Below are 23,687 nucleotides of genomic sequence, written 5' to 3'. Positions count from 1 at the left end.
CCGGACGCCCCGGTTAGGCTGGACATCATGCGTCGCGGAAGCTTTCAGGACGACACGGTCGACTACGCCGCCGTCGGCGCCACGCAGGCGCACGACCTCATGAGCTATCCGCCCGAGAGCAGCGTTCCGGCGGAGGATTCCTGGCTGCTCGGCAGCGGCCAGGCCCGCTTCGAGTCATCGGCCGACGCGCTGCTGTCGTGGACGGCGCTGCGCGGAGCGGGCCTCACGATCTCGGACGTGCGCCCGGCTGCCGGACCGATGTACACGGGCGTGGGCTACGACGTCGACGGCAATCCGATGGTCGCGAGTCGCCTGGACGCCGACCAGCGCTTCGACGCCGACGGGACCCCGTACGTGGCTGCGGGAACGACGGTGCGGGTGCGCGGACACGTCAAGGGCATGAACGCGGACGGCGAGCTGCGGGTCATCTACGCGATCGAGGAGCCGCGACGCGTCGGCTTCGCTCTCGGCACCGTCGGGGACTCGGTGGTCAGCGGCGAGGAATCCTTCGTCATCAGCTGGGCCGACAACGACGAAGTACGGTTCACGGTGCGCGCCTTCGACCGTCCCGTCGCCACGCTTTACCGCGTCGTTCCGGCACTGGTGAAGCGTCGCCGTCGCGAGCTGTTCCGCGGGTACCTGCGGGCCATCTCCCCGCTGTATACGACGCCCGCCTGATGGGCTCCGCCCTTCTCCTCGGCGATCCCGCTCCGCTCGACGGCGCGCTGCCGCCCGACATCTCGATCGACCCCGCCCGCGACTTCGGCGTCTACCTGCACGTGCCCTTCTGCCGGGTGCGCTGCGGCTACTGCGACTTCAACACCTACACCGCCACGGAGCTCCGGGGCGCGCGCCAGGACGCGTACGCCGACGAGGTGCTCCGCGAGATCGCGCTCTCACAGGGCGTGCTGTCGGCGCGGGGGCCCCTCCGCGCGGCATCCACCGTCTTCTTCGGCGGCGGCACGCCCACTCTGCTTCCCGCGGGAGATCTGGCCCGGATGCTCGACGGCATCCGCTCCGCCTTCGCGCTGGCCGCCGACGCCGAGGTCACCGTCGAGGCCAACCCCGACACGGTGACCGTCGCAATGGCACACGAGCTGGCAGAGGCCGGCGTGACCCGGCTGTCGATCGGCATGCAGTCGGCCGTGCCCCACGTGCTCGCCGCACTCGAGCGCACCCACGATCCGGCCGGCGTGCAGACGGCCGTCGACGCCGGACGCTCGGCCGGCCTCGATGTGAGCGTCGATCTGATCTACGGCGCGCCGGGGGAGTCGTTGGACGACTGGCGTCGTTCGGTCGAGGCGGCCGTGGCGCTCGCACCCGACCACATCTCCGCGTACGCGCTCATCATCGAAGAGGGCACGAAGCTCGAGCGCCAGATCCGCCGCGGAGAGGTCGCCGCGCCGGATGACGACCTCCAGGCCGACATGTACGAGCTGGCCGACGAGGCGTTCGCATCGAGCGGGTTCGGCTGGTACGAGGTGTCGAACTGGGCGACGGCGCCCCGTCACCGCTCCCGCCACAACCTCGCGTACTGGCGCGGCACCGACTGGTGGGGCTATGGCCCCGGCGCGCACAGCCACGTCGACGGCCTGCGGTGGTGGAACGTCAAACACCCCGCGGCGTATGCGCAGCGCCTCGCCGCCGGCACGTCGCCTGCGGCGGCGCGGGAGCGCCCCGATGCCGCTGCGCGGCGACTCGAGGACGTGCTCCTGCGGTCGCGGATCGCCGAGGGCATCGCGGTGTCCGAGCTGACCGGAGAGGGTCGTCACGCGATCGCGGCACTCATCGCCGACGGGCTCATCGACGGGTCCTCCGCCGTGCGCGGCCGCGTCGTCCTCACCCGCCGCGGCCGCCTGCTGGCGGATGCCGTGGTGCGCGCCCTCACCGTCTGACCGCGCGATCGCGGTAATATTGGCACTCGACGACCCTGAGTGCCAACAAGGAGGAGCGATGGTCTCGGAACGCGGCCTGCAGGTCCTCCGCGCGATCGTGCAGGACTACGTCGACACCCATGAGCCCGTCGGCAGCAAGGCGATCGTCGAACGTCACCAGTTCGGCGTGTCCGCCGCGACCATCCGCAACGACATGGCGCTCCTGGAGGACGAGGAGCTCATCGCCGCGCCGCACACATCCTCCGGACGTGTGCCCACCGATAAGGGCTACCGCGTTTTCGTCGACCATCTCGCCGACCTGCGGCCGCTGTCCACGGCGCAGCGCTCGGCGATCTCGTCGTTCCTCACCGACCCGGGCGACCTCGACGAGCTCCTGATGCGCACGGTCCGGGCCCTCACGCAGCTCACCGGCCAGGTCGCCATCGTGCAGTACCCGTCTTTCGCCCGCGCGAACGTCACACACGTCGAGTTCGTGCACCTGGGCGGAGCGCGCGTGGTGGTCATCGTCGTCACCGACACCGGACGCGTGTCGCAGCGCGTGGCCTTCCTGGCCGAGGAACTCTCCGAGGATGCCGCCCAGCAGGTCAAGATCGCGATCTCGCGGCTGGTCACGGGCAAGCCCGTCGCGGAGGCCGCGGCCGCGATCGTCGAACTCTCGGCATCGGCCCCTGACGGCACCCGCATCGACGCCGCGTTGCGCACCGTCGCGCGCATCGTCGGCGAGGAACTGGATGACTTCCGTCAGGACCGGCTCGTGATGGCCGGCAGTGCGACGCTCGCTCGGCGCGAGGGCGACTTCCGCGGCAGCATCTACCCGCTGCTGGAGGCCATCGAGGAGCAGGTCACCCTGCTGCGTCTGATGGGCGAGATGGTCGCCGACGAGCACGGTCTCGCCGCGAGCATCGGTCGGGAGAACGAGCCTTTCGGACTGACAGAGGCCTCCGTCCTCACGAGCGAGTACGACGCAACGGGCACCCGCGCCCGCGTCGGCCTTCTCGGCCCCACCCGAATGGACTACCCCACCAACCTCGCGGCGGTCCGCGCCGTCGCGCACTATCTGAGCCGACTGCTCGACGAGGACGACACGTCCCGCTGAGCGATCCGCTCCCGAACACCGACCCGCGCCCGCAAGGGCAGGAAAGGCGATTGTGGCCGACCACTACGAAGTCCTGGGCGTATCCCGCGATGCGAGCCCCGACGAGATCAAGAAGGCGTATCGGCGTCTCGCGCGCGAACTGCACCCCGATGTCAACCCGGGAGCGGACGCGTCCGAGCGCTTCAAGCTCGTGACCCACGCGTACGACGTCCTCAGCGACCCGGAGCAGCGCCAGCGCTACGACATGGGCGGCGACAGCTCGCCCTTCGGCGGAGACGGCGCAGGCTTCGGCGGATTCGGCGACATCTTCGAAACGTTCTTCGGCGGCGGGGGAGCACGCGCCGGCCGACCGCGATCGCGGCGTGAGCGCGGCCAGGATGCGCTGGTGCGGGTGACGCTGGATCTCGGCGATGTCGTCTTCGGCACCCACCGTGACATCGACGTCGACACCGCGGTGCTGTGCGAAACCTGCGAGGGATCGTGCTGCCAGCCGGGCACCCAGCCGGCGACGTGCGACATCTGCCACGGTTCGGGTCAGGTGCAGCGCACCGTGCGCAGTCTTCTCGGCAACGTCATGACCTCGCAGCCCTGCACCACGTGCCAGGGCTACGGCACGACCATCCCGTACCCCTGCGCAACGTGCCAGGGACAGGGCCGCGTGCGCGCACGGCGGACGGTGTCGGTCGACATCCCCGGCGGCGTGGAGACGGGCCTGCGCCTCCAGCTGCCCGGCTCGGGCGAGGTCGGCCCGGCGGGCGGTCCGAACGGCGACCTCTACCTGGAGGTCACCGTCGCCACCCACGAGGTCTTCAGCCGTGAGGGCGACGACCTGCTCGCCACCCTCGAGGTCTCGATGCCCGACGCGATCCTCGGCACCCACACGACGATCTCCTCGCTCGACGGCGAGGTCGACCTCGAGGTGCGATCCGGCGTGCAGTCCGGCGACGTCCTGACGATCAAGGGCCGCGGCATCACGCCCCTGCGCGGCGGAGCGCGCGGCGACCTCCGGGTCGGTGTGCAGGTCGTCACCCCGACGAAGCTCGACGCCAAGGAGCGCGCTCTCATCGAGGACTTCGCCAAGAAGACCAAGGCCCCGGCGCCCCGCCTGGCGCAGTTCCACCAGGGCATGTTCTCGAAACTGCGCGACCGGTTCCGCGGCTGAGATGGCACTGCACTTCCTCGTCGACGAACCGCCGACCGACGGGTCCGCCGTCGCCGATGCGGCTCTGGGCGACGAGATCATCATCACCGGCGCCGAGGCCCATCATGCGGCGGTCGTCCGCCGCGTCCGGGTCGGTGAGGAGGTCACCGTCGGCGATGGTGCGGGCGTCTGGCTCACGGGCGTCGTCGCGGCATCCGCCCCCAAGCGCGTCGCAGTGACGGTGACCGGCCGTACCGTCACCGAGGCGCCGACCCCACGTCTCCTTCTCGCCCAGGCGCTCGCGAAGGGCGACCGCGACGAGCTCGCCGTGCAGGCGGCGACCGAACTCGGCGTGGACGAAATCGTGCCGTGGCAGGGGGCGCGCAGCGTGTCGCGCTGGGGCGGCGACAAGGCCGTCAAAGGCGTCGCGCGTTGGCAGAGCATCGTCCGCGAGGCCGCGAAGCAGGCGCACCGCTCCTGGGTTCCGCGTGTGTCGACGCCGGTGTCCGTCGCCGGCCTCGCCGCACGTGCCGCACACGCCCGCGTGCTGGTCCTGGAGCCGACGGCGTCCGTGCCCCTCAGCACCCTGTCGCTGACCGATAGCGCGGAGATCGTGCTCGTCGTCGGCCCCGAGGGCGGCATCGCTCCCGACGAACTCGACGCCCTGGCCGATGCCGGAGCCACCGCCGTCCGCCTCGGCGACACGGTGCTTCGCACCTCGACGGCCGGGCCGGCTGCCCTCGCCGTCGTCAACGCCCGCCTCGGCCGCTGGTGACGGGCGCTGACTACACTCGGAGTATGAGCGAACCGTCCATCTTCACGCGCATCCTGGAGGGCGAGATCCCGGCCGAGATCCTCGCCGAGACCGAGAACGTGTTCGCGATCCGCGACATCGCACCACAGGCACCGGTGCACCTGCTGGTGATCCCCAAGAGCGCCGCCTACCGCGACGTCGTCGAGCTCGCGGCATCCGACCCGGCTCTCATGAGCGAGATGGTGGGGCTGGCGAACACACTCGCCGCCGAACACGCCGACGGCGACTTCCGCCTCGTGTTCAACACGGGGCCGGGCGCCGGTCAGACGGTCTTCCACGTCCACGCGCATGTGCTGGCCGGGGGACTGGACGAGGGGAGCCTCGGTGGCTGATTCCGCCGACGACGCGAACGCGACCGAGCACGCGGTCGACCGGATTCTCGCGGACGGAGTGGCGATGGTCCAGTTGCTCGGACCGCAGGACCGACTGCTGCGCGTCGTGGAGCGCGAACACCCCGACGTGCAGGTGCACGTGCGCGGCAACGAGATCACTCTCACCGGCGCCGCCGCGTCCGTTGCGCGGGCCCGCGCACTCGTCGACGAGCTGATCGCGATGGCGCGCGCGGGTCAGGGCCTGGAGCCCTCCGACGTGCAGACCTCGAATCGCATCCTCCGGGCCGACACCGGCGAACGCCCGTCCGACGTACTGGGCGAGGCGATCCTGAGTTCGCGTGGACGCACGATCCGCCCGAAGACACTCGGTCAGAAGCGCTACGTCGACGCGATCGACGAGAACACGATCGTCTTCGGCATCGGTCCCGCCGGAACCGGAAAGACCTACCTCGCGATGGCGAAAGCCGTTCAGGCCCTGCAGCGCAAGGAAGTCGACCGCATCATTCTGACCCGACCGGCGGTGGAGGCGGGGGAGCGGCTGGGCTTTCTGCCCGGCACCCTGACCGACAAGATCGACCCGTACCTGCGCCCGCTCTACGACGCGCTGAACGAGATGATGGACCCCGAGATCGTCCCCAAGCTCATGGCGTCGGGCACGATCGAGGTCGCCCCGCTGGCGTACATGCGCGGGCGGACGCTCAACAACTCGTTCGTCGTCCTCGACGAGGCCCAGAACACGACGCCGGAGCAGATGAAGATGTTCCTCACGCGTCTGGGCTTCGGCACCCACATGGTCGTGACCGGTGACATCACCCAGGTCGACCTGCCGCAGGGAGCCTCGGGGCTGCGGCTCGTGACGCGCGTGCTGAAGGACATCGACGACATCCACTTCGCGATGCTGACCAGCGAAGACGTAGTGCGCCACAGCCTCGTCGGCCGGATCGTCGACGCGTACAGCGTGTACGACGAGCAGCGTCTCGCCGCACGGCGAGAACGAGACGAAGCCGCCGAGTTCGCCAACCGCGCCGAGCGGCGCAGCGGCATCCCGCGCTCCGGCGGACCGCGAGACCACCTGCCACCCCGGGACAGCCGGGGACACCAAGGCCCCCACGGCACACAGCGAGGACGCTCATGACCATCGAGATCACCAATGAGTCCGGCGTCGAGATCGACGAGACCGTGCTGCTGCGCCTGACCGAGAACAACCTCGCGGAGCTGCACGTCAGCCCGGATGCCGACGTCGCGATCCTCCTCGTCGACGAGGGCGCCATGGAGGCTCTTCACGTGCAGTGGATGGACGAGCCGGGCCCCACCGACGTGCTCAGCTTCCCCATGGACGAGTTGCGACCGGGAACGCAGGAACAGCCCACGCCGCCGGGACTACTCGGCGACATCGTGCTCTGCCCCCAGGTCGCCGAGACGCAGGCTCAGGCAGCCGGCCACACGACCGTCGACGAGCTGATCCTGCTCACCACGCACGGACTGCTGCACCTCCTGGGCTTCGATCACGCCGAGCCCGAGGAGGAGCGCGAGATGTTCGGTCTGCAGCGCGACCTGATCGCCGCTTTCCACGTCTCGGAGCGTCGACGACGCGCATGACCGAGATCCTCCTGCTCATCGCGGCGGCCCTCCTTGTCGCGCTCGGCGGTCTGATGGCGGCGCTGGATGCGGCGCTCGGCGTCACCTCGCGCGCCGACCTCGCCGAGATGGCGACGACAGGACGCAGCGCGGCCGCTCTCGGGCGGATCGGCGCCGATCCCGAAGCACACGGCAACGCCGTCGTATTCATCAGGATCCTCGCCGAGACGACGGCGGCCGTCGTCGTGACCGTGGCGTTCACGATCGCGTTCGACAGCATCTGGTGGGCCATGCTGGCCGCTGCGGTGCTGATGACCGTGGTGTCGTTCGTCCTGGTCGGGGCGAGCCCCCGCGCCGTGGGCCGCCAGCACGCGCGCGGCCTGCTGCGGGCGTGCGCGCCGCTCGTGCGCGGCGCGCGCATCGTCCTCGGCCCCCTCGCACACCTGCTCGTCGTCGTCGGCAACCGGGTGACGCCCGGCATCCACCGCGGCGCCTCGTTCGCGAGTGAGGAGCAACTGCTGAGCATGGTCGACGAGGCCGCATCGCAGGACCTCATCGAAGAGGACGACCGCGAGCTCATCCACTCCGTGTTCGAGTTCACCGACACGTACGTGCGCGAGGTGATGGTTCCGCGCACCGACATGGTGACGATGGATGCCGCCGCCACGACGCAGCAGGCGATGCAGCTCTTCCTGGACAAGGGCGTGTCACGGGTTCCGGTCGCCGACGGCGAAGCCGACGACATCACCGGCGTCGTCTACCTCAAAGACCTCGTGCAGTTCGCGTTCCGCGATGAGACCGCATGGCGGGACGCCCCGGTCGCCCAGATCGCGCGGCCGGCGGTGTTCGTGCCCGAATCGATGAAGGCCGAGACGCTGCTGCAGCAGATGAAGCGGGATGCCGTCCATGTGTGTCTCGTCGTCGACGAGTACGGCGGCGTTTCGGGGCTCGTGACGCTCGAAGACCTGATCGAAGAGCTCGTCGGCGAGATCTCCGACGAGTACGATCCCCGCTCCAGCGAGATCGTCGAGTTGGGCGACGGACGGTACCGCGTGAGCGCGCGCCTGGGCCTCAATGAGGTCGGCGAACTGTTCGGTCTCGAGCTCGAAGACGAGGACGTCGACTCGATCGGCGGCCTGCTCGGGAAGCTGCTCGGCCGTGTGCCTCTGCCCGGTGCGACCGCGGAGTACTCCGGGCTGCGCTTGACGGGAGGCGCCTCCCGCGGGCGCGGGCGGGGCCTCGCCACGGTGTTCGTCGAACCCACCCCCAGCCTGCTCGCCGTCGACGCCGCCTTCGGCGACGATAACCGCACCGACCGGGAGGATGCCCACCGATGAGTCCCAGCCCCCAGACCCGCTCCGGGTTCGTCACCTTCGTCGGCCGTCCCAACGTCGGCAAGTCCACGCTGACGAACGCCCTGGTGGGTGAGAAGGTCGCGATCACCTCCGACAAGCCGCAGACCACCCGGCGCGCGATCCGCGGCATCGTCAACCGCCCGGCCGGCCAGCTCGTGATCGTCGATACCCCCGGCATCCACAAGCCCCGGACGCTCCTCGGCCAGCGCCTGAACGACCTCGTGGAGCAGGTGCTCGGCGACGTGGACGCGATTGGCTTCCTCGTGCCGGCCACGGAGAAGGTGGGTCCCGGCGACCGCCGCATCGCGGCATCCCTGGACGGATACCCGCGCGCGAAGAAGGTGGCCATCGTCACCAAGACCGACATCGCCTCCCGCGACGAGATCACCGAACGGCTGATGGAGGTCGACAGCTTGCGCGAGGACTGGGACGCGGTGATCCCGTTGTCGGCCGTCGCGGGCGAACAGCTCGACGTGCTCGCCGATGACCTGCTGACGCTCATGCCGGAAGGACCCGCCCTCTACGAGGAGGGGGTCGTCACCGACGAGTCGCTCGAGGACCGCATCGCCGAGATCATCCGTGAGGCGGCGCTGGAAGGCGTGCGTGACGAGCTGCCGCACTCGATCGCCGTCACGATCGACGACATCTCGCGCCGCGACGAGGGCGAGCTCACCGATATCTACGCGAACCTGATCGTCGAGCGCGACAGCCAGAAGGCGATCATCATCGGCCACAAGGGCTCGCGGCTGGCCGCCGTCGGCGCGCGGGCGCGCGCGCAGATCGAGCCGCTCATCGGCACGAAGGTGTTCTTGAAGCTGCACGTGCGCGTCGCCAAGGAATGGCAGCGCGATCCCAAGCAGCTCGGACGGCTGGGGTTCTGACATGACGCGGCGAACGGCGCGGCAGTGGCGGGCGGTACGGGCAGGCGGCCCCGAGGCGTGGGAGCTCTCGGAGGTCGAGGTTCCCGCCCCGGCCCGCGGCGAAGTGACGCTCCGTGTGCGCGCGGCGGGCATGAACCCCGCCGATGCGAAGCATGTTGCCGCCGAGAACGGGCAGTCCTGGCCCGTGCCGATCGGCTACGAGGTGTCGGGCGAGATCACCGCGATCGGTCTCGATACGGAGATCGGGTCGGGACCCGCGGCGAAAGGTGACGAGGTCGTCGCCTTCCGGGTGCAGGGCGGCTACGCGACGGAGATGACAGTGGATGCCGCGAAGGTGTTCCACAAGCCCCAGCCGCTCGGCCACCCCGAAGCCGCGAATCTGCTGCTGACCGGGACGACCGCCGCGGAGATGCTGCATGTCGTCGCGGCGAAACCGGGGGAGACGATCCTCCTGCACGGCGCGTCGGGGGCGGTAGGTGTGGCCGTGCTGCAGCTGGCGGCGCTGCGCGGCATCCACGTCATCGGGACGGCGGCGGAGAGTTCCTTCGAGCGGGTGCGTCACTTCGGCGGCGATCCCGTCGCGTACGGTCCGGGGCTGTTCGAGCGCGTGGTCACGATCGCCGGTGACGTTCCGATCGTCGCGGCGCTGGATGCCGTGGGCACCGATGAGGCCGTCGACGTGTCGCTTGCGCTGGTCGCCGATCGCGACCGGATCGTGACGATCGTGACGCCGTCGCGGGCGAACGCCGATGGGTTCCGCTGGATCGCCGGCGCCCTTCCGGCAAGCGCCCGCTTCCGCGACGAGGCGCGCGCGGGCCTCGTCGCGGCGGCGAACGCCGGTACGCTCACCGTCCCCGTGGCGCGGACCTTCCCGCTCGAGGACGCCCCCGCCGCGCTCGCGCTGCTGGCCGAGGGACACCCCGGGGGAGCCCTGGCGCTCATCCCGTGAGTTTCGTCGAGCTCGTCGCGCAGGTGTACGCTGTCCCCATGCGCGCGTTCGGCCTCCTTCTTAGCCGCCGCGACGAGACCTCGTTCTAGGGCCCTCCTCGTCGCGGAGCTTGTCATCGTCTGACACTCGGCCCGCACCATCTGACGAAGAGAAGCGAACCCCATGAAGAACATGCAGCAGCCTTCCGGCATGCCGACCCACAAGTACCGCCCGTTCCACGAGCAGATACGCGTCGACCTGCCCGACCGCATCTGGCCCGATGCCCGCATCACGACGGCTCCGCGCTGGTGCGCCGTCGACCTGCGCGACGGCAATCAGGCCCTGATCGACCCGATGAGCCCCGAGCGCAAGCGCATCATGTTCGAGCTGCTCGTGGGCATGGGCTACAAGGAGATCGAGGTCGGCTTCCCCTCCGCGAGCCAGACCGACTTCGACTTCGTGCGCCAGCTGATCGAAGAGAACCTGATCCCCGACGATGTGACCATCCAGGTGCTGACGCAGGCGCGCGAGCACCTGATCGAGCGCACGTACGAGGCGATCGCCGGCGCGAAGCAGGCGATCGTGCACCTCTACAACTCCACGAGCGTGCTGCAGCGCGAGGTCGTCTTCCGCAGCGACAAGCAGGGCATCATCGACATCGCGCTGAACGGCGCACGCCTGTGCCGTGAGTTCGAGAAGCGCATCCCCGAGACCGCCGTGTACTACGAGTACTCACCCGAGTCCTACACCGGCACGGAGCTGGAGTTCGCGGTCGACATCTGCAACCAGGTGATCGAGATCTTCGAGCCGACCCCGGAGCGCAAGGTCATCATCAACCTGCCGGCGACCGTCGAGATGGCCACGCCCAACGTGTATGCCGACTCGATCGAGTGGATGGGCCGTCACCTCGCCCACCGCGAGAACGTCATCATCTCGCTGCACCCCCACAACGACCGCGGCACGGCCATCGCCGCCGCCGAGCTCGGCTACATGGCCGGAGCGGACCGCATCGAAGGCTGCCTGTTCGGAAACGGAGAGCGCACCGGCAACGTCGACCTGGTCGCCCTGGGCATCAACCTGCTGACGCAGGGCATCGACCCGCAGATCGACTTCAGCGACATCGACCAGGTCAAGCGCACCGCCGAGTACTGCAATCAGCTGCCCGTGCCCGAGCGCAGCCCCTGGGCGGGCGACCTCGTGTTCACCGCGTTCAGCGGGTCGCACCAAGACGCGATCAAGAAGGGTTTCGAGTCGATGGAGGCGCGGGCCGCGGCATCCGGGGTCACCGTCGACGATATCGAGTGGGCGGTGCCGTACCTGCCGATCGACCCGAAGGATCTCGGTCGCTCCTACGAGGCCGTGATCCGCGTCAACTCGCAGTCCGGCAAGGGCGGCGTCGCCTACCTGCTGAAGACGGATCACGCGCTGGATCTGCCCCGCAAACTCCAGATCGAGTTCTCCGGTGTGGTGCAGGCCAAGACGGATGCCGAAGGCGGCGAAGTCTCCAGCGACCAGATCTGGGACATCTTCACCGACGAGTATCTGCCGGCGCGCAACGCGGACGAGAAGTGGGGCCGTTTCGAGCTGCTGTCCACGCGGACGCAGAGCGACATGTCCGGCGAGGTGTCGCTGGAGGTCACCCTCCGCGACGGCGAGGAGACGATCGCGACCCGTGGCGTCGGCAACGGTCCCGTCTCGGCGTTCCTGGAGATCGTGCGGACGCAGGGTTTCGACGTGACGCTCTACGACTACGTCGAGCACACGCTCAGCGCCGGCGGCGACGCGCAGGCCGCGTCTTACGTCGAGCTGCAGGTGGATGGTGAGCGCTTGTGGGGCGTCGGCATCGACGGTGACATCTCGACCGCGTCGCTGAAGGCGATCGTCTCCTGCGTGAACCGCGCTATCCGCACGCGCGAGCGCTCCGGCTCGCTCGCCGCCGTCTGACGCCGCGTTTCGACTCGTCGCTGCGTCGAAACGCCTCAGGGCCGGATGATCGGGATCGCGCTGGTCTCCACCGCGACCTTGCGCCGGTACAGCGCACGCTGTTCGGGCAGCGAGATGTCGAAGATCACCGCGAGCAGTCGGATCACGGTCGTGACCACGACCGAGGCGATCGCCGCGGCCACCAGCGGCGCACCGACGGCGTGTGCGAACGCGAGCAACGCGCAGCCGACCGCGGCCGCGACGGCGTACAGCGATCCGACGTGCATGATCGCCACCGGCAGGCCCATGATCACGTCGCGAAGGATGCCGCCGCCCACCGCGGCGCAGACCCCGACGAAGACCGCCGGGACGGGGGGAAGGCCGAGCGCCAGCGCCTTGGAGGTGCCGAAGGCGCCGAACAGGCCGATGACCACCGCGTCGAGGGCAACGATCACCGCGTTGAGGCGCTCGAAGATGTTGGCCAGCAACATGCCGACCAGAGCCGCGCCGACGGCCGTGATCAGGTACCAGTCGCTCTTGAGCGTCGCGGGTTCGACGTTGAGCAGGAGGTCGCGGATGATGCCGCCACCCATGCCCATCACGGTGCCGACGATGACGACGCCGAGCAGGTCGAGTCGGCGCTGTCCGACGAAGCCCGACGAGAACAGGGCGCCCTGTACACCGCCGAGTCCCACGGCGAGGAGGTCAGCCCAGAGGGGGATCACGAACAGCTGCTCCGTCACCTGACCATTGTCTCCAATGCCGCCCGATGTCGGCACCGGCGGGGATAATCGAGGGGTGCCCACCTACCGCGACGAGGTCGTGGTCCTGCGCACCCACAAGCTGGGTGAAGCGGACCGCATCGTGACCATGCTCAGCCGTCGCCACGGCAAGGTGCGTGCTGTCGCGAAGGGTGTGCGCCGCACGTCGTCGAAGTTCGGGGCCCGCCTCGAGCCGTTCATGGTCGCCGACGTCCAGCTCTACCAGGGGCGCTCGCTCGACATCGTGCAGCAGGCCGAGTCGCTCGGCTCTTACGGGGCCGCGATCGTGGCGGACTACGACCGTTACACGGCTGCGCATGCCATGGTCGAGACCGCCGACCGGCTGAACGAAGCCGAAGCCACCCCCCAGCAGTACCTGCTGCTCGTGGGAGGACTGCGTACCCTCGCCCAGGGCGGACGGGAGTCGCGTTCCGTGCTCGACTCGTACCTGCTGCGCGCGATGTCTCTGTCGGGCTGGGCCCCGGCGCTGTTCGACTGCGCCCGGTGCGGGGCCGCCGGTCCGCACGACTGGTTCGTGGCGCAGCTGGGCGGTGTCGTGTGCGGCGACTGCGCCCCGGCCGGCTCCGCGCGGTTGCGACCCGAGACCGGTGCGCTGCTGCGCGCGCTGATCGCGGGAGAATGGGACGTCGTGGATGCCGCGACCCACGCCGCCACCGCCTCGGCATCCGGCCTCGTCGCCGCCTACGCGCAGTGGCATCTCGAGCGCGGCATCCGTTCCCTGCCCCATGTGGAGAGCACCCGTTGAGCCCCAAGCCCTACACACACCGCGATGCCGTGCCGTACCGCCCCCTCGATTGGACCGGCATCCATCCGCCGCGTTTTCCGAAGGGCGGTGTGCCGAACCACGTTGCGATCGTGATGGACGGCAACGGACGGTGGGCCAACCGCCGGGGACTGACACGAATCGAAGGACACCGGGCGGGCGAGGAGGTGCTCCTCGACGTCGTCGCGGGAGCGATCCAGGCGGGCGTGAAACACCTCAGCGTCTACGCCTTCTCGACCGAGAACTGGGCCCGCTCGCCCGAGGAAGTGCGCTTCCTCATGGGCTACAACCGCGACGTGCTGCACCGCCGCCGCGACCAGCTCAACGAATGGGGCGTCCGCATCCGGTGGGCCGGCCGCAAGCCGCGCCTGTGGGGATCGGTCATCAAGGAACTGCAGTACGCCGAGCAGCTCACCGCCGGCAACGACACGCTCACGCTGACGATGTGCATCAACTACGGCGGCCGTCACGAGATCGTCGACGCCATGCGGGCGATGGGCGAGCAGATCGCCGCCGGACGGCTGAAGCCGTCCGCGATCACGGAGAAGACGCTGCGCAGACATCTCTACGTGCCCGACATGCCCGACGTCGACCTCTTCCTGCGTTCCAGCGGCGAGCAGCGCACCTCCAACTTCCTGCTGTGGGAGTCCGCCTACGCAGAGATGGTGTTCCTCGACACGCTGTGGCCCGACTTCTCGCGTACCGACCTCTGGGGAGCGATCGACCTGTACCTCGGACGCAGCCGCCGCTTCGGTGGAGCCGTCGACGCGCCGACGGCCGATTCCGCGGAATAGACCCGCGCACGAGAGAGGTTGCACCAGGCATGACAGACAAGATCACGATCGACGTGTGGAGTGACATCGCCTGCCCGTGGTGCTACATCGGCAAGCGCAACCTCGAGGCCGGCCTCGCACAGACGGCGGCCGACCCCGACGCGCCGCAGGTCGAAGTGACCTTCCACTCCTTCGAGCTTTCGCCGGACACACCGGTCGACTTCGAGGGCGATGAGCTGGACTTCCTCGCCGGACACAAAGGGATGCCGCGGGAGCGCGTCCGCGAGATGCTCGACCAGGTCACCGGTGTGGCCGCCGGGTCGGGGCTGGAGTACCGCTTCGACCTGCTGCAGCACACCAACACGGTGAAGGCCCACGAACTGCTGCACTTCGCGAAGGCACAGGGCCGTCAGAACGAGATGGCCGAGCGGCTCATGTCGGCCTACTTCACCGAGGGCAAGCACGTCGGGCGCGTCGACGATCTCGTCGCCCTCGCCGCCGAGGTCGGCTTCGACGCCGATGAGGTGCGCGATGCCCTCGAGTCGAGCCGGCATCTCGCCGATGTGCGCGCTGACCAGGCGCAGGCGCAGGCCTACGGCATCCAGGGCGTGCCGTTCTTCGTGATCGACGGCAAGTACGGCGTCAGCGGCGCGCAGCCCGCCGATGCGTTCGCGCAGATCACCCGCCAGGTGTGGACGGAGAAGCAGGACGCCTGAGACGTCGCGTTTCGAATCGTCTGCGTTTCGACTCGTCGCTGCGCTCCTCGCTCAACGACCGGGGGTCACGCCTCCCGGTCGTTGAGCGAACGCAGCGAGTCGAAACGGGCCGCAGCAGGGCTCAGGCGGGGAGGCTGGCCTCGATCGCCGCGATCACCTCGGGCGCGTCGGGCTTGGTCTGTGGCCGGAAACGGTGCACCTCGCCGGTCGGCGTGACCAGGAATTTCTCGAAGTTCCACATGACCGGGCCCCTCGCCCCCTCCACGTTCTTCGCCTTCTTCAGCGCCTTGTAGAGGGGAGCGGCGTGCGAGCCGTTCACCCGCACCTTGTCCATGATCGGAAAGCTCACACCCCAGGTCACCGAACAGTATTCGAGGATCTCCTCCATCGAGCCGGGCTCCTGACCCATGAACTGGTCGCAGGGGAAGCCGATGACCTGCAGACCCCGGTCGCCATAGGTGCGCTGCAGCTCTTCGAGCTGCTCGTATTGCGGCGTCAGACCGCACTTGGATGCGACATTGACGAGGAGAACGGCGCGATCGCCGAACTCGGCGAGGGTGTGCTCTGCGCCGGTAGCGTCGGTGTAGGGGATGTCACGAAGCTGCGCTGTCTGTGTGTCGGCCATGTTGTCCACGATAGAGGCGCAGACCGGCGCACCGGCCGCGTGAGTCTGGGAGAATGGACAGGATGTCCCTCTCCGTCTCCACCGGCGCCGCGCTGCGCATCGGCCCCATCGCGCTCGATGCACCCGTGGTGCTCGCGCCGATGGCCGGTATCACCAACACCGCCTTCCGTCGGCTCTGCCGCGAGTACGGCGCGGGACTCTACGTCTCGGAGATGATCACCACTCGCGCCCTGGTCGAGCGCAACGCGACCACGATGCGTTTGATCACGCACCACGAGTCGGAGACTCCGCGCTCGATCCAGCTCTACGGTGTCGACCCAGCGACCACCGAAGCGGCCGTCCGACTTCTCGTCGACGAGGACCGCGCCGACCACATCGACCTCAACTTCGGCTGTCCCGTGCCCAAGGTCACGCGCAAGGGCGGGGGAGCGGCACTGCCGTGGAAGCTCGGCCTGTTCCGCGAGATCGTCACGCGCGCCGCACGCGCCGCCGGCGACGTGCCGCTCACCGTCAAGATGCGCAAGGGAATCGACTCCGACCACCTCACGTTCCTCGACGCCGGCCGCATCGCGGAGGATGCGGGCGTCGCCGCGGTGGCCCTCCACGCGCGCACGGCTGCGGAGTTCTACTCCGGCCAGGCCGACTGGGCGGCGATCGCCGAGCTCAAGCGGGCCGTGACCAGCATTCCGGTGCTCGGCAACGGCGACATCTGGTCGGCGGACGACGCCGCGCGGATGATGGCCGAGACCGGGTGCGACGGCGTCGTGGTCGGTCGTGGCTGCCTCGGGCGTCCCTGGCTGTTCGGCGATCTCGCCCGCGGTCTCGGCGGCCCCGCTGCCGCCGCCGCAGCGCCCGTGGACGCGACACTCGGTTTCGTCGCCGCCGCCTTCCGGCGCCACGCGGAGCTGCTCGTCGAGTTCTTCGAGGACGAGGGCCGCGGATGCCGCGACATCCGCAAGCACGTCGCCTGGTATTTCAAGGGCTATCCGGTCGGCGGTGAGACGCGGGCACAGCTGGCGACCGTGTCGACCCTCGCCGAGATCGACGATCTGCTGGCGACGCTGGACCTCGACGCACCGTACCCCGGTGCAGCCGCCGAGGGCCAGCGCGGGCGTGCCGGCACGCCGAAGCGGCCGGCGTTGCCCGACGGCTGGCTGCAGAGCCGCGAGATGACCGGCGACGCGGCACGCGCCCTCGCCGACGCGGAGGTCGACACCAGTGGCGGGTGACGCGAGCGGTGTGGCCATCGCCTCGGGCCGCCCCTCCGGATACGACGACCACGACGCCGAACGCTTCATCCCCGAGCGGCATCGCTCACAGCGCGACGGGTTCGCCCGTGACCGGGCTCGCGTGCTGCATTCCGCGGCTCTGCGCCGTCTCGCGGCGAAGACGCAGGTGCTCAGCCCCGCCAGCCCCGCCGACTTCGCCCGTAACCGTCTCACGCACTCGCTGGAGGTCGCGCAGGTCGGTCGGGAGCTGGCGATCGCGCTCGAGCTGTCGCCGGACGTGGTCGACACCGCGTGTCTGAGCCACGACATCGGGCATCCGCCGTTCGGCCACAACGGCGAACGCGCACTGAACGATTGGGCTGAGGGCATCGGAGGGTTCGAGGGCAACGCCCAGACCCTCCGGATCCTCTCCCGCCTCGAACCGAAGGTGCTCGACGCCGAGGGTCGCAGTGCAGGGCTCAACCTGACCCGTGCGAGCCTCGACGCGACATGCAAGTACCCCTGGACCGTCGAGCATGGCGTTCCCGACCCCGGCGGGCGCGAGAAGTTCGGCGTCTATCCCGAGGACGAGGCCGTCTTCCGTTGGATGCGACAGGGGGCGCCGGGTCGCGTCCGCTGCATCGAGGCCGAAGTCATGGACCTCTCCGATGACATCGCCTACTCGGTGCACGATTTCGAGGACGCCGTGCTCAACGGCTACCTGGATCCCGCGCGGCTCGCGGACGTGCGGGAGCACGAGGCGCTGCTGACCGCCATCCAGGCCTGGGTGGGCTTCGGATTCACCCGCGACGAGCTCGCGGACGCACTGTACCGACTCACGCGGATTCCCGAGTGGCTGCCCGGCTTCGACGGGTCGCGCGCGGCGCTGGCGGGGCTCAAGAACCTGACCTCCGACCTCATCGGTCGCTTCGCACGCGCGGCGACGACGGCGACCCGAGAGCACTACTCGGCGCCCGTCCTCACCCGGTATCACGGACGCGTCATCGTGCCGCGCGTCATCGAGGCCGAGATGGCGGTGCTCAAGGGCATCATCGGAGCGTTCGTCGTGACGATCGACGGCCGGCGCGGCCTCTACAAGGAGCAGCGTCGGGTGCTCAAGCGTCTCGCAACGGCGCTGTGGGAACGCCCCGAGCACCTCGACCGGCTGCACGCGGAGGACTTCGCCGCGGCATCCACCGATGCCGCCCGCAAGCGCGTGGTCGTCGACCAGGTCGCGAGCCTCACCGATCGCTTCGCCATCGAGTGGCACGCCCGACTGATCGGCCCGGTCGATCTGCGCGAGCTCGGCCTGCGCTCCGGCGACGACCGCACGATCGCACCCAGCGGTTTCGCCCTTCCCGAGCCGCTCGCCGGGCTGTGGCCGGCGGAGGGTCACTGATGGCACGGATCCGGCAATCCGACGTCGACGAGGTCAAAGCCCGCACCAACATCGGTGACATCGTCGGCGAGCGGGTCGCCCTCAAGTCAGCCGGCGTCGGATCGCTGAAGGGCCTGTGCCCGTTCCATGACGAACGAAGCCCGAGCTTCCACGTGCGCCCGCAGGTCGGCTACTACCACTGCTTCGGGTGCGGCGAGTCGGGCGATGTCTACTCCTTCCTGCGCGCCATGGACCACCTGTCCTTCACCGAGGCGGTCGAACGCCTGGCCGCGCGCATCGGCTACACGCTCCACTACGAAGACGGCGGCGCGGCGCCGGAGACCAGCGGCCGCACGCGTCTCTATCAGGCCAACTCGGCCGCTGCGGAGTGGTTCCGCACGCAGCTGTCGTCAGCGGAGGCCGACGCCGGCCGCCGCTTTCTCGGTGAACGCGGCTTCGACGCCGGAGCCGCGGCCCACTTCGGTGTCGGCTACGCGCCGAAGGGCTGGAACAACCTTCGCGACGCGCTGCACAGCCAGGGCTTCACGGACGAGGAGCTGTCGGCCGCGGGTCTCGTCTCCCAAGGCCAGCGCGGCGTGTACGACCGCTTCCGTGGCCGTGTCGTGTGGCCGATTCGCGATCTGACCGGCCAGACGATCGGTTTCGGGGCGCGCCGTCTCTACGACGACGACCAGGGTCCGAAATACCTCAACACGCCCGAGACCACGATCTACAAGAAGGCGCAGGTGCTCTACGGCCTGGACCTCGCGAAGAAGGATGTCTCACGTTCGCACCGCGTCGTCGTCGTCGAGGGATACACCGACGTGATGGCCTGCCATCTGGCGGGCGTCACGACGGCGGTGGCCACCTGCGGGACGGCGTTCGGCTCCGACCACATCACGGTCCTGCGACGGGTCATGGGCGATGACAGCGCCGCCGGCGAAGTCGTGTTCACGTTCGACCCCGATGCCGCGGGGCAGAAAGCGGCCCTGCGCGCCTTCGCCGACGCGAAGCGCTTCAACGCGCAGACCTACGTGGCGACCGGACCGCAGGGACTGGATCCCTGCGATCTGCGACTGGAGCGCGGCGACGCGGCGGTGCGTTCGATGCTCGACACGAAGATTCCGATGTTCGAGTTCGTCATCGATCAGCGCCTCTCGGGGTTCGATCTCGCGAGCGTCGAGGGCCGCGTCGGGGCCCTGCGAGCCGCCGCACCGGTCGTGGGTGAGCTGCGCGACCCGCTGCTGCAGCCGGAATACACCCGCGTGCTGGCCCGCCGCCTCGGGATGGACACCGAGGATGTGCGGCGCGAGGTCGACCGCGCAGCTCGCGACAGCGTGCGGCGCGAGGGCGACATCCCCCGCTCCTCCTCGACGGCGTCCGTGAGCGCAACGGCCGGGGCCGACGGCTCCGCTCCCACGCCGGTGGTCGATGAGCCCGCACTCCGGATGAGTCTGCGGACGCTGCCGCGCACCGCCGATGCAACACTGGAGCGCGACGCCCTCATGGGAGTGCTGCAGTACGGTCACCTCGTCGACGGCGAGGAGGTGGATGCCGCGCTCGCGCTGCCCATGCAGATCCCCGCTCTCGACGCGGTGCGCCAGTCCCTCGTCGCGCAGGGAGACCGCAGACGCATCGGCTGGGCGTCGACGGCGGTGGAGTCGGTGCGTGAGCCCTACCGGTCGCTGGCGGTGGAGTTGCTGACGGCCGATTTCCCTGCATTGACGGAGGCGGAGGCCGCGGCCTACACACGCGGACTCGCGCGCAAGCTGCGGGTGCGCGCGGTCGACCGGGAGAAGAGCGAGTTGCTCGGCACGATCCAGCGGCTTCCCGCCGATTCGGAACAAGGGCGGGCGGTCCGTCTGGCGCTGCGCGAGCTGGACGCGCGCCGGCGCGCTCTCACCGAGGCGTCGCTCTGACCCCGTGGCGCGGTCGCACGGTGGCGCCCACGGGCCAGAGCGGGCAGGATGAGCGCATGCCGCGTCGTGCCCCCACCGACAATCCTCCCGCGCTTCGTTGCGACGACCTCTCGATCGCGCGCGCGGGAGTGCGCGTCGTCGATGGCGTCAGTTTCCGGGTCGACCCCGGCCGCGCGCTGGCGGTCATGGGCACGACCGGATCGGGCAAATCGACCCTCGCGACCCTGCTCGCTGGCACGAGCGACGACTCGCTGTCGGTGGTGGGAGGCGACGCCTGGGTCGATGGCACGGCCGTACGGCGCAGGGGGCGCGCTGCGCGTGTGCGCGCGTACCACACCGGGTATGTCCCGCAGCGCGCGGGAGCCGCCCTTCCGGCTCGACTGACCGTCGGAGACGTCATCGGCGAGCCGATCACGAGCCGAGATCGACGCGTCAATCAGCGCGCGCTGGCCGTCCGCGTCGCGGGGTTGCTGGACGAGTTCGAACTCCCGCTCGGCGCAGCCACCCGGTATCCCTATGAGCTGAGTTCGGGGATGCGCCAGCGTGTCGCGATCGCTCGCGCCCTCGTGCTCGGCCCGAAGGTCTTCATCGGCGACGATCCGTATGCGAACCTCGACGTCGAGGTGAGACATGCCGCGCGCGACGCGCTGCTGCGCCGGCGCGACGAGAACGGCATGGCGATTCTCATGGTGACCAACGACGCCGAAGCCGTGCGGGAGCTCGATGCCGACGTGCTGGTGCTCCGAGCAGGTCTGCCCGTCGCCTACGGGCATGGCATCGCGGATCTGCTCTGGACTCCTGACGGCGGTGCCCGTCTCGTGTCGTGAAGACGCGTATCGTGTCACGAGCACACTCCGACGTTTGCTAATATGGACGGGTTGCCCGCTCGCGGGTGATTGATCCTCGGTAGCTCAATTGGCAGAGCAGCCGGCTGTTAACCGGCAGGTTCTTGGTTCGAGTCCAAGCCGGGGAGCGAACGGCCCCAGACTCCACTCTGGGGCCGTTTTCGTTGCCCGGCGCGAGGCTTCAGACTGGACAGCTCGCGCAGCGTCGATCGAAGATCAGGCGTCGAGATCGTCGATTCCCGGCGTCCAGGACGCCCCCGGACGACCCCAGCCGCGCTTGCGGGCGATCTTCTGGACGGTCTTCCAGTCGCCGTCGTCCAGGCGGTCCACATACAGAATGCCGTCGAGGTGGTCGAACTCGTGCTGCATGATGCGCGCGCGCCAGCCATCGACCTGGATGCGGATCGGCTCACCGTCGAGATCGATGCCGGTGACCAGGACCTCATCGGAGCGGCGCAACGCGAAGCGCTCGCCCGGGAACGACAGGCACCCCTCTGACTCGTCGTCCGGGTCTGGTGCCCCGGGCACCGACGGACGCATCCACAGTTCGGGGTTGAGGATGACTCCGCGCCAGGGCTGCCCGTCATCGTCCTGGTAGCTGTACGTGTAGATGCGCAGACCCACCCCTACCTGAGGGGCCGCGAGACCGACGCCGGGGGCGGCATCCATCGTCTCGAACATGTCGGCGACCAGTGTGCGGATCTCATCGGTGATTTCGGAGACCGGGTCGGCGGGGGAGTGCAGGACGGGATCGCCCATAATGCGAATCGGAAGAACAGCCACGTCCTGAGCCTATCGAGCACACCCGGCGGTTAGTGTCGAGGGGTGCATGCCGCCCTCAACGACCTCGGAGACGTGACCGACAAGCTCGTCGGCGTCTTCGCGGACCCCGGCATCCTCATCGGCATTCCGCTCGCCCTGCTCGGCGCTGTGTTCATGTCCTTCGGCGCGCAGTATCAGCACCGCGGGGTGCACAAGGTCGAACGTCTCACGGCGACCGCCGGGGGCACCGGTCTCACCGGCGGCCAGATCTGGAATCTGCTGCGCCGTCCGTCGTGGGTAGCCGGCACCGTGATGCTGGGGCTGGCGATCGTCTGCCAGCTGTCCGCCCTGTCGTTCGCCCCCCTCATCCTGGTGCAGCCGCTCGGCGCCGTCTCGTTGGTCATCACGACGCTGCTGAACGCGCGAATCAGCGGCCTGAAGCCGACGCGGCGCTCGCTGAGCGCCATCGGGCTCTGCGTCGCCGGCATCTTCGTGTTCGTCACGATCGCCGCCCTGTACGCCACGGAGACCCCGATCAGCGACGGACAGCTGATCACGGTGCTGCTGATCCTCGCCGGTGTCGCCATCGTCCTGACCGCACTCTGGCTGTGGCTGCGCACTCGCATGGGAGCACTGTTCTACATCGTCGCCGCCGGCATCATGTACGGCTTCGTCGCGACGCTCGCGAAGGTCGTACTGAGCCGCATCCGCACCGGCGACTTCGAGTGGCTCACGATCGTGTGCATCGTCGCCCTGCTCGCCGGCACTGCGATCGGCGCCTACTTCGTGCAGACTGCCTACGCGTCCGGCCCGCCCGACCTCGTCATCGCCGGTCTCACCGTCATCGATCCGATCGTCGCCATCGTGATCGGCCTGGCCGTGCTGCGCGAAGCCGACGGCGCCCCCCTCTGGGCCTACGGCGGCTTCGTCGTCGCCGGCGCGCTGGCCGTCACCGGCGTCTTCCAACTGGCTCGCCACCACCCGCAGGTGATCAGCGACAGCCAGGAGATCCCCATCACACGCGGGAGCGGCGAACAGGTCTCGCCCGGATCGCAGCGCCTCACGGATGCCGTGGCGAAGGTGTGGCCCGAGCCACCCGTGCGCGATCGGGACGACCCGCGCCCCCGCTAGACTTCCGGGGACAGGGGGCGGTGGCCAAGCTGGTCAAGGCAGCGGGCTCATAACCCGACGATCGTGGGTTCAAGTCCCACCCGCCCTACCAATGACACGGTTGTGATTCCGCGTCGTTATCGGCCATAATGGGCCCACAACCACATAGGCGCCACGCATCCGACACTCAGGTCGTAGGGGAAGACGTACCTGAAGAAACGGAGACTCGCGATGGCGACCACGTCGACCCCACAGGCGCGCGGAGTGATCTACATCCACTCCGCGCCACGTGCGCTGTGCCCCCACTTGGAGTGGGCCGTCGGTCGCGCCCTCGGGCGCGCGGTGAGCTTCGAGTGGGCGGATCAACCCGTTCTCACGGGAAGTCGCCGCGCGGAGTTCTATTGGGAGGGTCCCGCCGGCACCGGCGCGGCCCTGGCGACCGCGATCCGCGGATGGGAGCATCTGCGGTTCGAGGTGAGCGAAGACCCCACGCCGCGCTCGGACGGCGGGCGGTGGATGCACACTCCTGATCTCGGCATCCACTTTGCGCAGACCGACACCGCGGGCAACGTCGTGATCGGGGAGGATCGCATCCGCTACGCAATGGAGATCGCCGCCGGCGACCCGTACGACCTGCAGCGCGAGCTCCAGGTCGCGCTCGGGTCGACCTGGGACGAGGAGCTCGAGCCGTTCCGTCACGCCAGCGACGACGCACCGGTCGTCTGGCTGCACAAGGTGGGCTGACAGACCCGCCACGGACCTCAGACGGGTGGAGGCACCAGTACCGGCTTCGGACGGCTTCCCGGAGACCGAGACCGCGCATCCCCGTCTGACACGAAAGACGCCCCCGCCATCCTCACGGA

Annotated in this window: 24 protein-coding genes and 2 tRNA genes; 23 read left to right on the top strand and 3 right to left on the bottom strand. The window is 69.4% G+C overall.

Features of this window, described 5'->3' with window-relative positions; genetic code table 11:
- Positions 1–27: 27 nt before the first annotated feature.
- From JOE53_RS06090 to leuA, 12 genes are all read left to right on the top strand, one after another.
- The gene (locus tag JOE53_RS06090; protein ID WP_061683198.1) at positions 28–678 is read left to right on the top strand and encodes a DUF1990 family protein; all 651 of its coding nucleotides are present in this window, start codon (positions 28–30) and stop codon (positions 676–678) included.
- On the top strand, positions 678–1,895 hold the full coding sequence (gene hemW / locus JOE53_RS06085) for a radical SAM family heme chaperone HemW (protein ID WP_061683197.1): 1,218 nt from the start codon (positions 678–680) through the stop codon (positions 1,893–1,895). The genes JOE53_RS06090 and hemW overlap by 1 nt, the downstream gene beginning before the upstream one ends.
- 58 nt (positions 1,896–1,953) lie before the next feature.
- Positions 1,954–2,991 carry a heat-inducible transcriptional repressor HrcA gene (hrcA, locus tag JOE53_RS06080; RefSeq protein ID WP_061683196.1) on the top strand — a complete coding sequence of 346 codons (1,038 nt, stop codon included), beginning with the start codon at positions 1,954–1,956 and terminating at the stop codon, positions 2,989–2,991.
- A gap of 52 nt (positions 2,992–3,043) precedes the next feature.
- A complete protein-coding gene (gene dnaJ, locus JOE53_RS06075) occupies positions 3,044–4,153 on the top strand; it encodes a molecular chaperone DnaJ (protein ID WP_061683195.1) in 1,110 nt (369 codons plus the stop codon).
- Position 4,154: 1 nt separating this feature from the next.
- Positions 4,155–4,907: a 16S rRNA (uracil(1498)-N(3))-methyltransferase gene (locus tag JOE53_RS06070; protein ID WP_061683194.1), complete on the top strand. Its 753-nt coding sequence runs from the start codon at positions 4,155–4,157 to the stop codon at positions 4,905–4,907.
- Positions 4,908–4,930: 23 nt separating this feature from the next.
- A complete protein-coding gene (locus JOE53_RS06065) occupies positions 4,931–5,278 on the top strand; it encodes an HIT domain-containing protein (protein ID WP_061683193.1) in 348 nt (115 codons plus the stop codon).
- Positions 5,271–6,413, top strand: a complete 1,143-nt coding sequence (locus tag JOE53_RS06060; RefSeq protein WP_061683192.1) for a PhoH family protein — start codon at positions 5,271–5,273, stop codon at positions 6,411–6,413. The genes JOE53_RS06065 and JOE53_RS06060 overlap by 8 nt, the downstream gene beginning before the upstream one ends.
- A complete protein-coding gene (ybeY, locus tag JOE53_RS06055) occupies positions 6,410–6,877 on the top strand; it encodes an rRNA maturation RNase YbeY (RefSeq protein ID WP_061683191.1) in 468 nt (155 codons plus the stop codon). The genes JOE53_RS06060 and ybeY overlap by 4 nt, the downstream gene beginning before the upstream one ends.
- Positions 6,874–8,193 carry a hemolysin family protein gene (locus tag JOE53_RS06050; RefSeq protein WP_061683190.1) on the top strand — a complete coding sequence of 440 codons (1,320 nt, stop codon included), beginning with the start codon at positions 6,874–6,876 and terminating at the stop codon, positions 8,191–8,193. The genes ybeY and JOE53_RS06050 overlap by 4 nt, the downstream gene beginning before the upstream one ends.
- Positions 8,190–9,092 (top strand): GTPase Era, encoded by a 903-nt coding sequence (gene era, locus JOE53_RS06045; protein WP_204947103.1) that lies wholly within the window; start codon positions 8,190–8,192, stop codon positions 9,090–9,092. Before JOE53_RS06050 ends, era begins: the two co-directional genes overlap by 4 nt.
- A gap of 1 nt (position 9,093) precedes the next feature.
- A complete protein-coding gene (locus tag JOE53_RS06040; RefSeq protein ID WP_204947102.1) occupies positions 9,094–10,041 on the top strand; it encodes an NADP-dependent oxidoreductase in 948 nt (315 codons plus the stop codon).
- A gap of 162 nt (positions 10,042–10,203) precedes the next feature.
- A complete protein-coding gene (gene leuA, locus JOE53_RS06035; protein WP_204947101.1) occupies positions 10,204–11,964 on the top strand; it encodes a 2-isopropylmalate synthase in 1,761 nt (586 codons plus the stop codon).
- A gap of 35 nt (positions 11,965–11,999) precedes the next feature.
- Here the strand turns inward: leuA and JOE53_RS06030 are convergent, their stop codons facing one another.
- The gene (locus JOE53_RS06030; RefSeq protein ID WP_204947099.1) at positions 12,000–12,686 is read right to left on the bottom strand and encodes a trimeric intracellular cation channel family protein; all 687 of its coding nucleotides are present in this window, start codon (positions 12,684–12,686) and stop codon (positions 12,000–12,002) included.
- Between the two features lie 55 nt (positions 12,687–12,741).
- Between JOE53_RS06030 and recO the strand changes: the two genes are divergently transcribed.
- From recO to JOE53_RS06015, 3 genes are read left to right on the top strand one after another with little or no spacing between them, the layout of a single operon-like run.
- Positions 12,742–13,470 carry a DNA repair protein RecO gene (gene recO, locus JOE53_RS06025; protein ID WP_204947098.1) on the top strand — a complete coding sequence of 243 codons (729 nt, stop codon included), beginning with the start codon at positions 12,742–12,744 and terminating at the stop codon, positions 13,468–13,470.
- Positions 13,467–14,282, top strand: coding sequence for an isoprenyl transferase (locus JOE53_RS06020; RefSeq protein ID WP_204947096.1), 816 nt, complete (start codon positions 13,467–13,469; stop codon positions 14,280–14,282). The genes recO and JOE53_RS06020 overlap by 4 nt, the downstream gene beginning before the upstream one ends.
- Before the next feature lie 29 nt (positions 14,283–14,311).
- On the top strand, positions 14,312–14,977 hold the full coding sequence (locus JOE53_RS06015) for a DsbA family oxidoreductase (RefSeq protein WP_005049437.1): 666 nt from the start codon (positions 14,312–14,314) through the stop codon (positions 14,975–14,977).
- Positions 14,978–15,098: 121 nt separating this feature from the next.
- Here JOE53_RS06015 and JOE53_RS06010 read toward each other — a convergent pair whose 3' ends face one another.
- Positions 15,099–15,602, bottom strand: a complete 504-nt coding sequence (locus tag JOE53_RS06010) for a glutathione peroxidase (protein ID WP_204947095.1) — start codon at positions 15,600–15,602, stop codon at positions 15,099–15,101.
- Between the two features lie 62 nt (positions 15,603–15,664).
- Here JOE53_RS06010 and dusB point away from each other — a divergent pair, with 62 nt between their 5' ends.
- The 5 genes from dusB (at position 15,665) to JOE53_RS05985 (ending at position 21,080) form a co-directional block, all read left to right on the top strand.
- Positions 15,665–16,831: a tRNA dihydrouridine synthase DusB gene (gene dusB / locus JOE53_RS06005; protein WP_204947093.1), complete on the top strand. Its 1,167-nt coding sequence runs from the start codon at positions 15,665–15,667 to the stop codon at positions 16,829–16,831.
- Positions 16,821–18,209 (top strand): deoxyguanosinetriphosphate triphosphohydrolase, encoded by a 1,389-nt coding sequence (locus JOE53_RS06000; protein ID WP_204947092.1) that lies wholly within the window; start codon positions 16,821–16,823, stop codon positions 18,207–18,209. Before dusB ends, JOE53_RS06000 begins: the two co-directional genes overlap by 11 nt.
- Complete coding sequence (gene dnaG, locus JOE53_RS05995) at positions 18,209–20,107, top strand: DNA primase (RefSeq protein WP_061683182.1); 1,899 nt, start codon at positions 18,209–18,211, stop codon at positions 20,105–20,107. Before JOE53_RS06000 ends, dnaG begins: the two co-directional genes overlap by 1 nt.
- Positions 20,108–20,163: 56 nt before the next feature.
- Entirely contained in the window at positions 20,164–20,934 is a 771-nt protein-coding gene (locus JOE53_RS05990; RefSeq protein WP_061683181.1) for an ATP-binding cassette domain-containing protein, read from the top strand.
- A 73-nt stretch (positions 20,935–21,007) separates the two neighbouring features.
- A tRNA-Asn gene (locus JOE53_RS05985) sits at positions 21,008–21,080 on the top strand.
- An 88-nt stretch (positions 21,081–21,168) separates the two neighbouring features.
- Here JOE53_RS05985 and def read toward each other — a convergent pair.
- Positions 21,169–21,735, bottom strand: coding sequence for a peptide deformylase (gene def, locus JOE53_RS05980; RefSeq protein ID WP_081767948.1), 567 nt, complete (start codon positions 21,733–21,735; stop codon positions 21,169–21,171).
- A 42-nt stretch (positions 21,736–21,777) separates the two neighbouring features.
- Between def and JOE53_RS05975 the strand changes: the two genes are divergently transcribed.
- From JOE53_RS05975 to JOE53_RS05965, 3 genes are all read left to right on the top strand, one after another.
- On the top strand, positions 21,778–22,845 hold the full coding sequence (locus JOE53_RS05975) for a DMT family transporter (protein ID WP_204947090.1): 1,068 nt from the start codon (positions 21,778–21,780) through the stop codon (positions 22,843–22,845).
- Positions 22,846–22,859: 14 nt separating this feature from the next.
- A tRNA-Ile gene (locus JOE53_RS05970) sits at positions 22,860–22,936 on the top strand.
- A gap of 119 nt (positions 22,937–23,055) precedes the next feature.
- Positions 23,056–23,568 (top strand): DUF3145 domain-containing protein, encoded by a 513-nt coding sequence (locus JOE53_RS05965; RefSeq protein WP_204947089.1) that lies wholly within the window; start codon positions 23,056–23,058, stop codon positions 23,566–23,568.
- Positions 23,569–23,687 lie beyond the last annotated feature (119 nt).

Origin of the sequence: Microbacterium laevaniformans (assembly GCF_016907555.1) — a bacterium.
Classification (GTDB): domain Bacteria; phylum Actinomycetota; class Actinomycetes; order Actinomycetales; family Microbacteriaceae; genus Microbacterium; species Microbacterium laevaniformans.
Note: the sequence above shows the minus strand (reverse complement) of the source record. Positions and strands in the feature narration are given on the sequence as shown.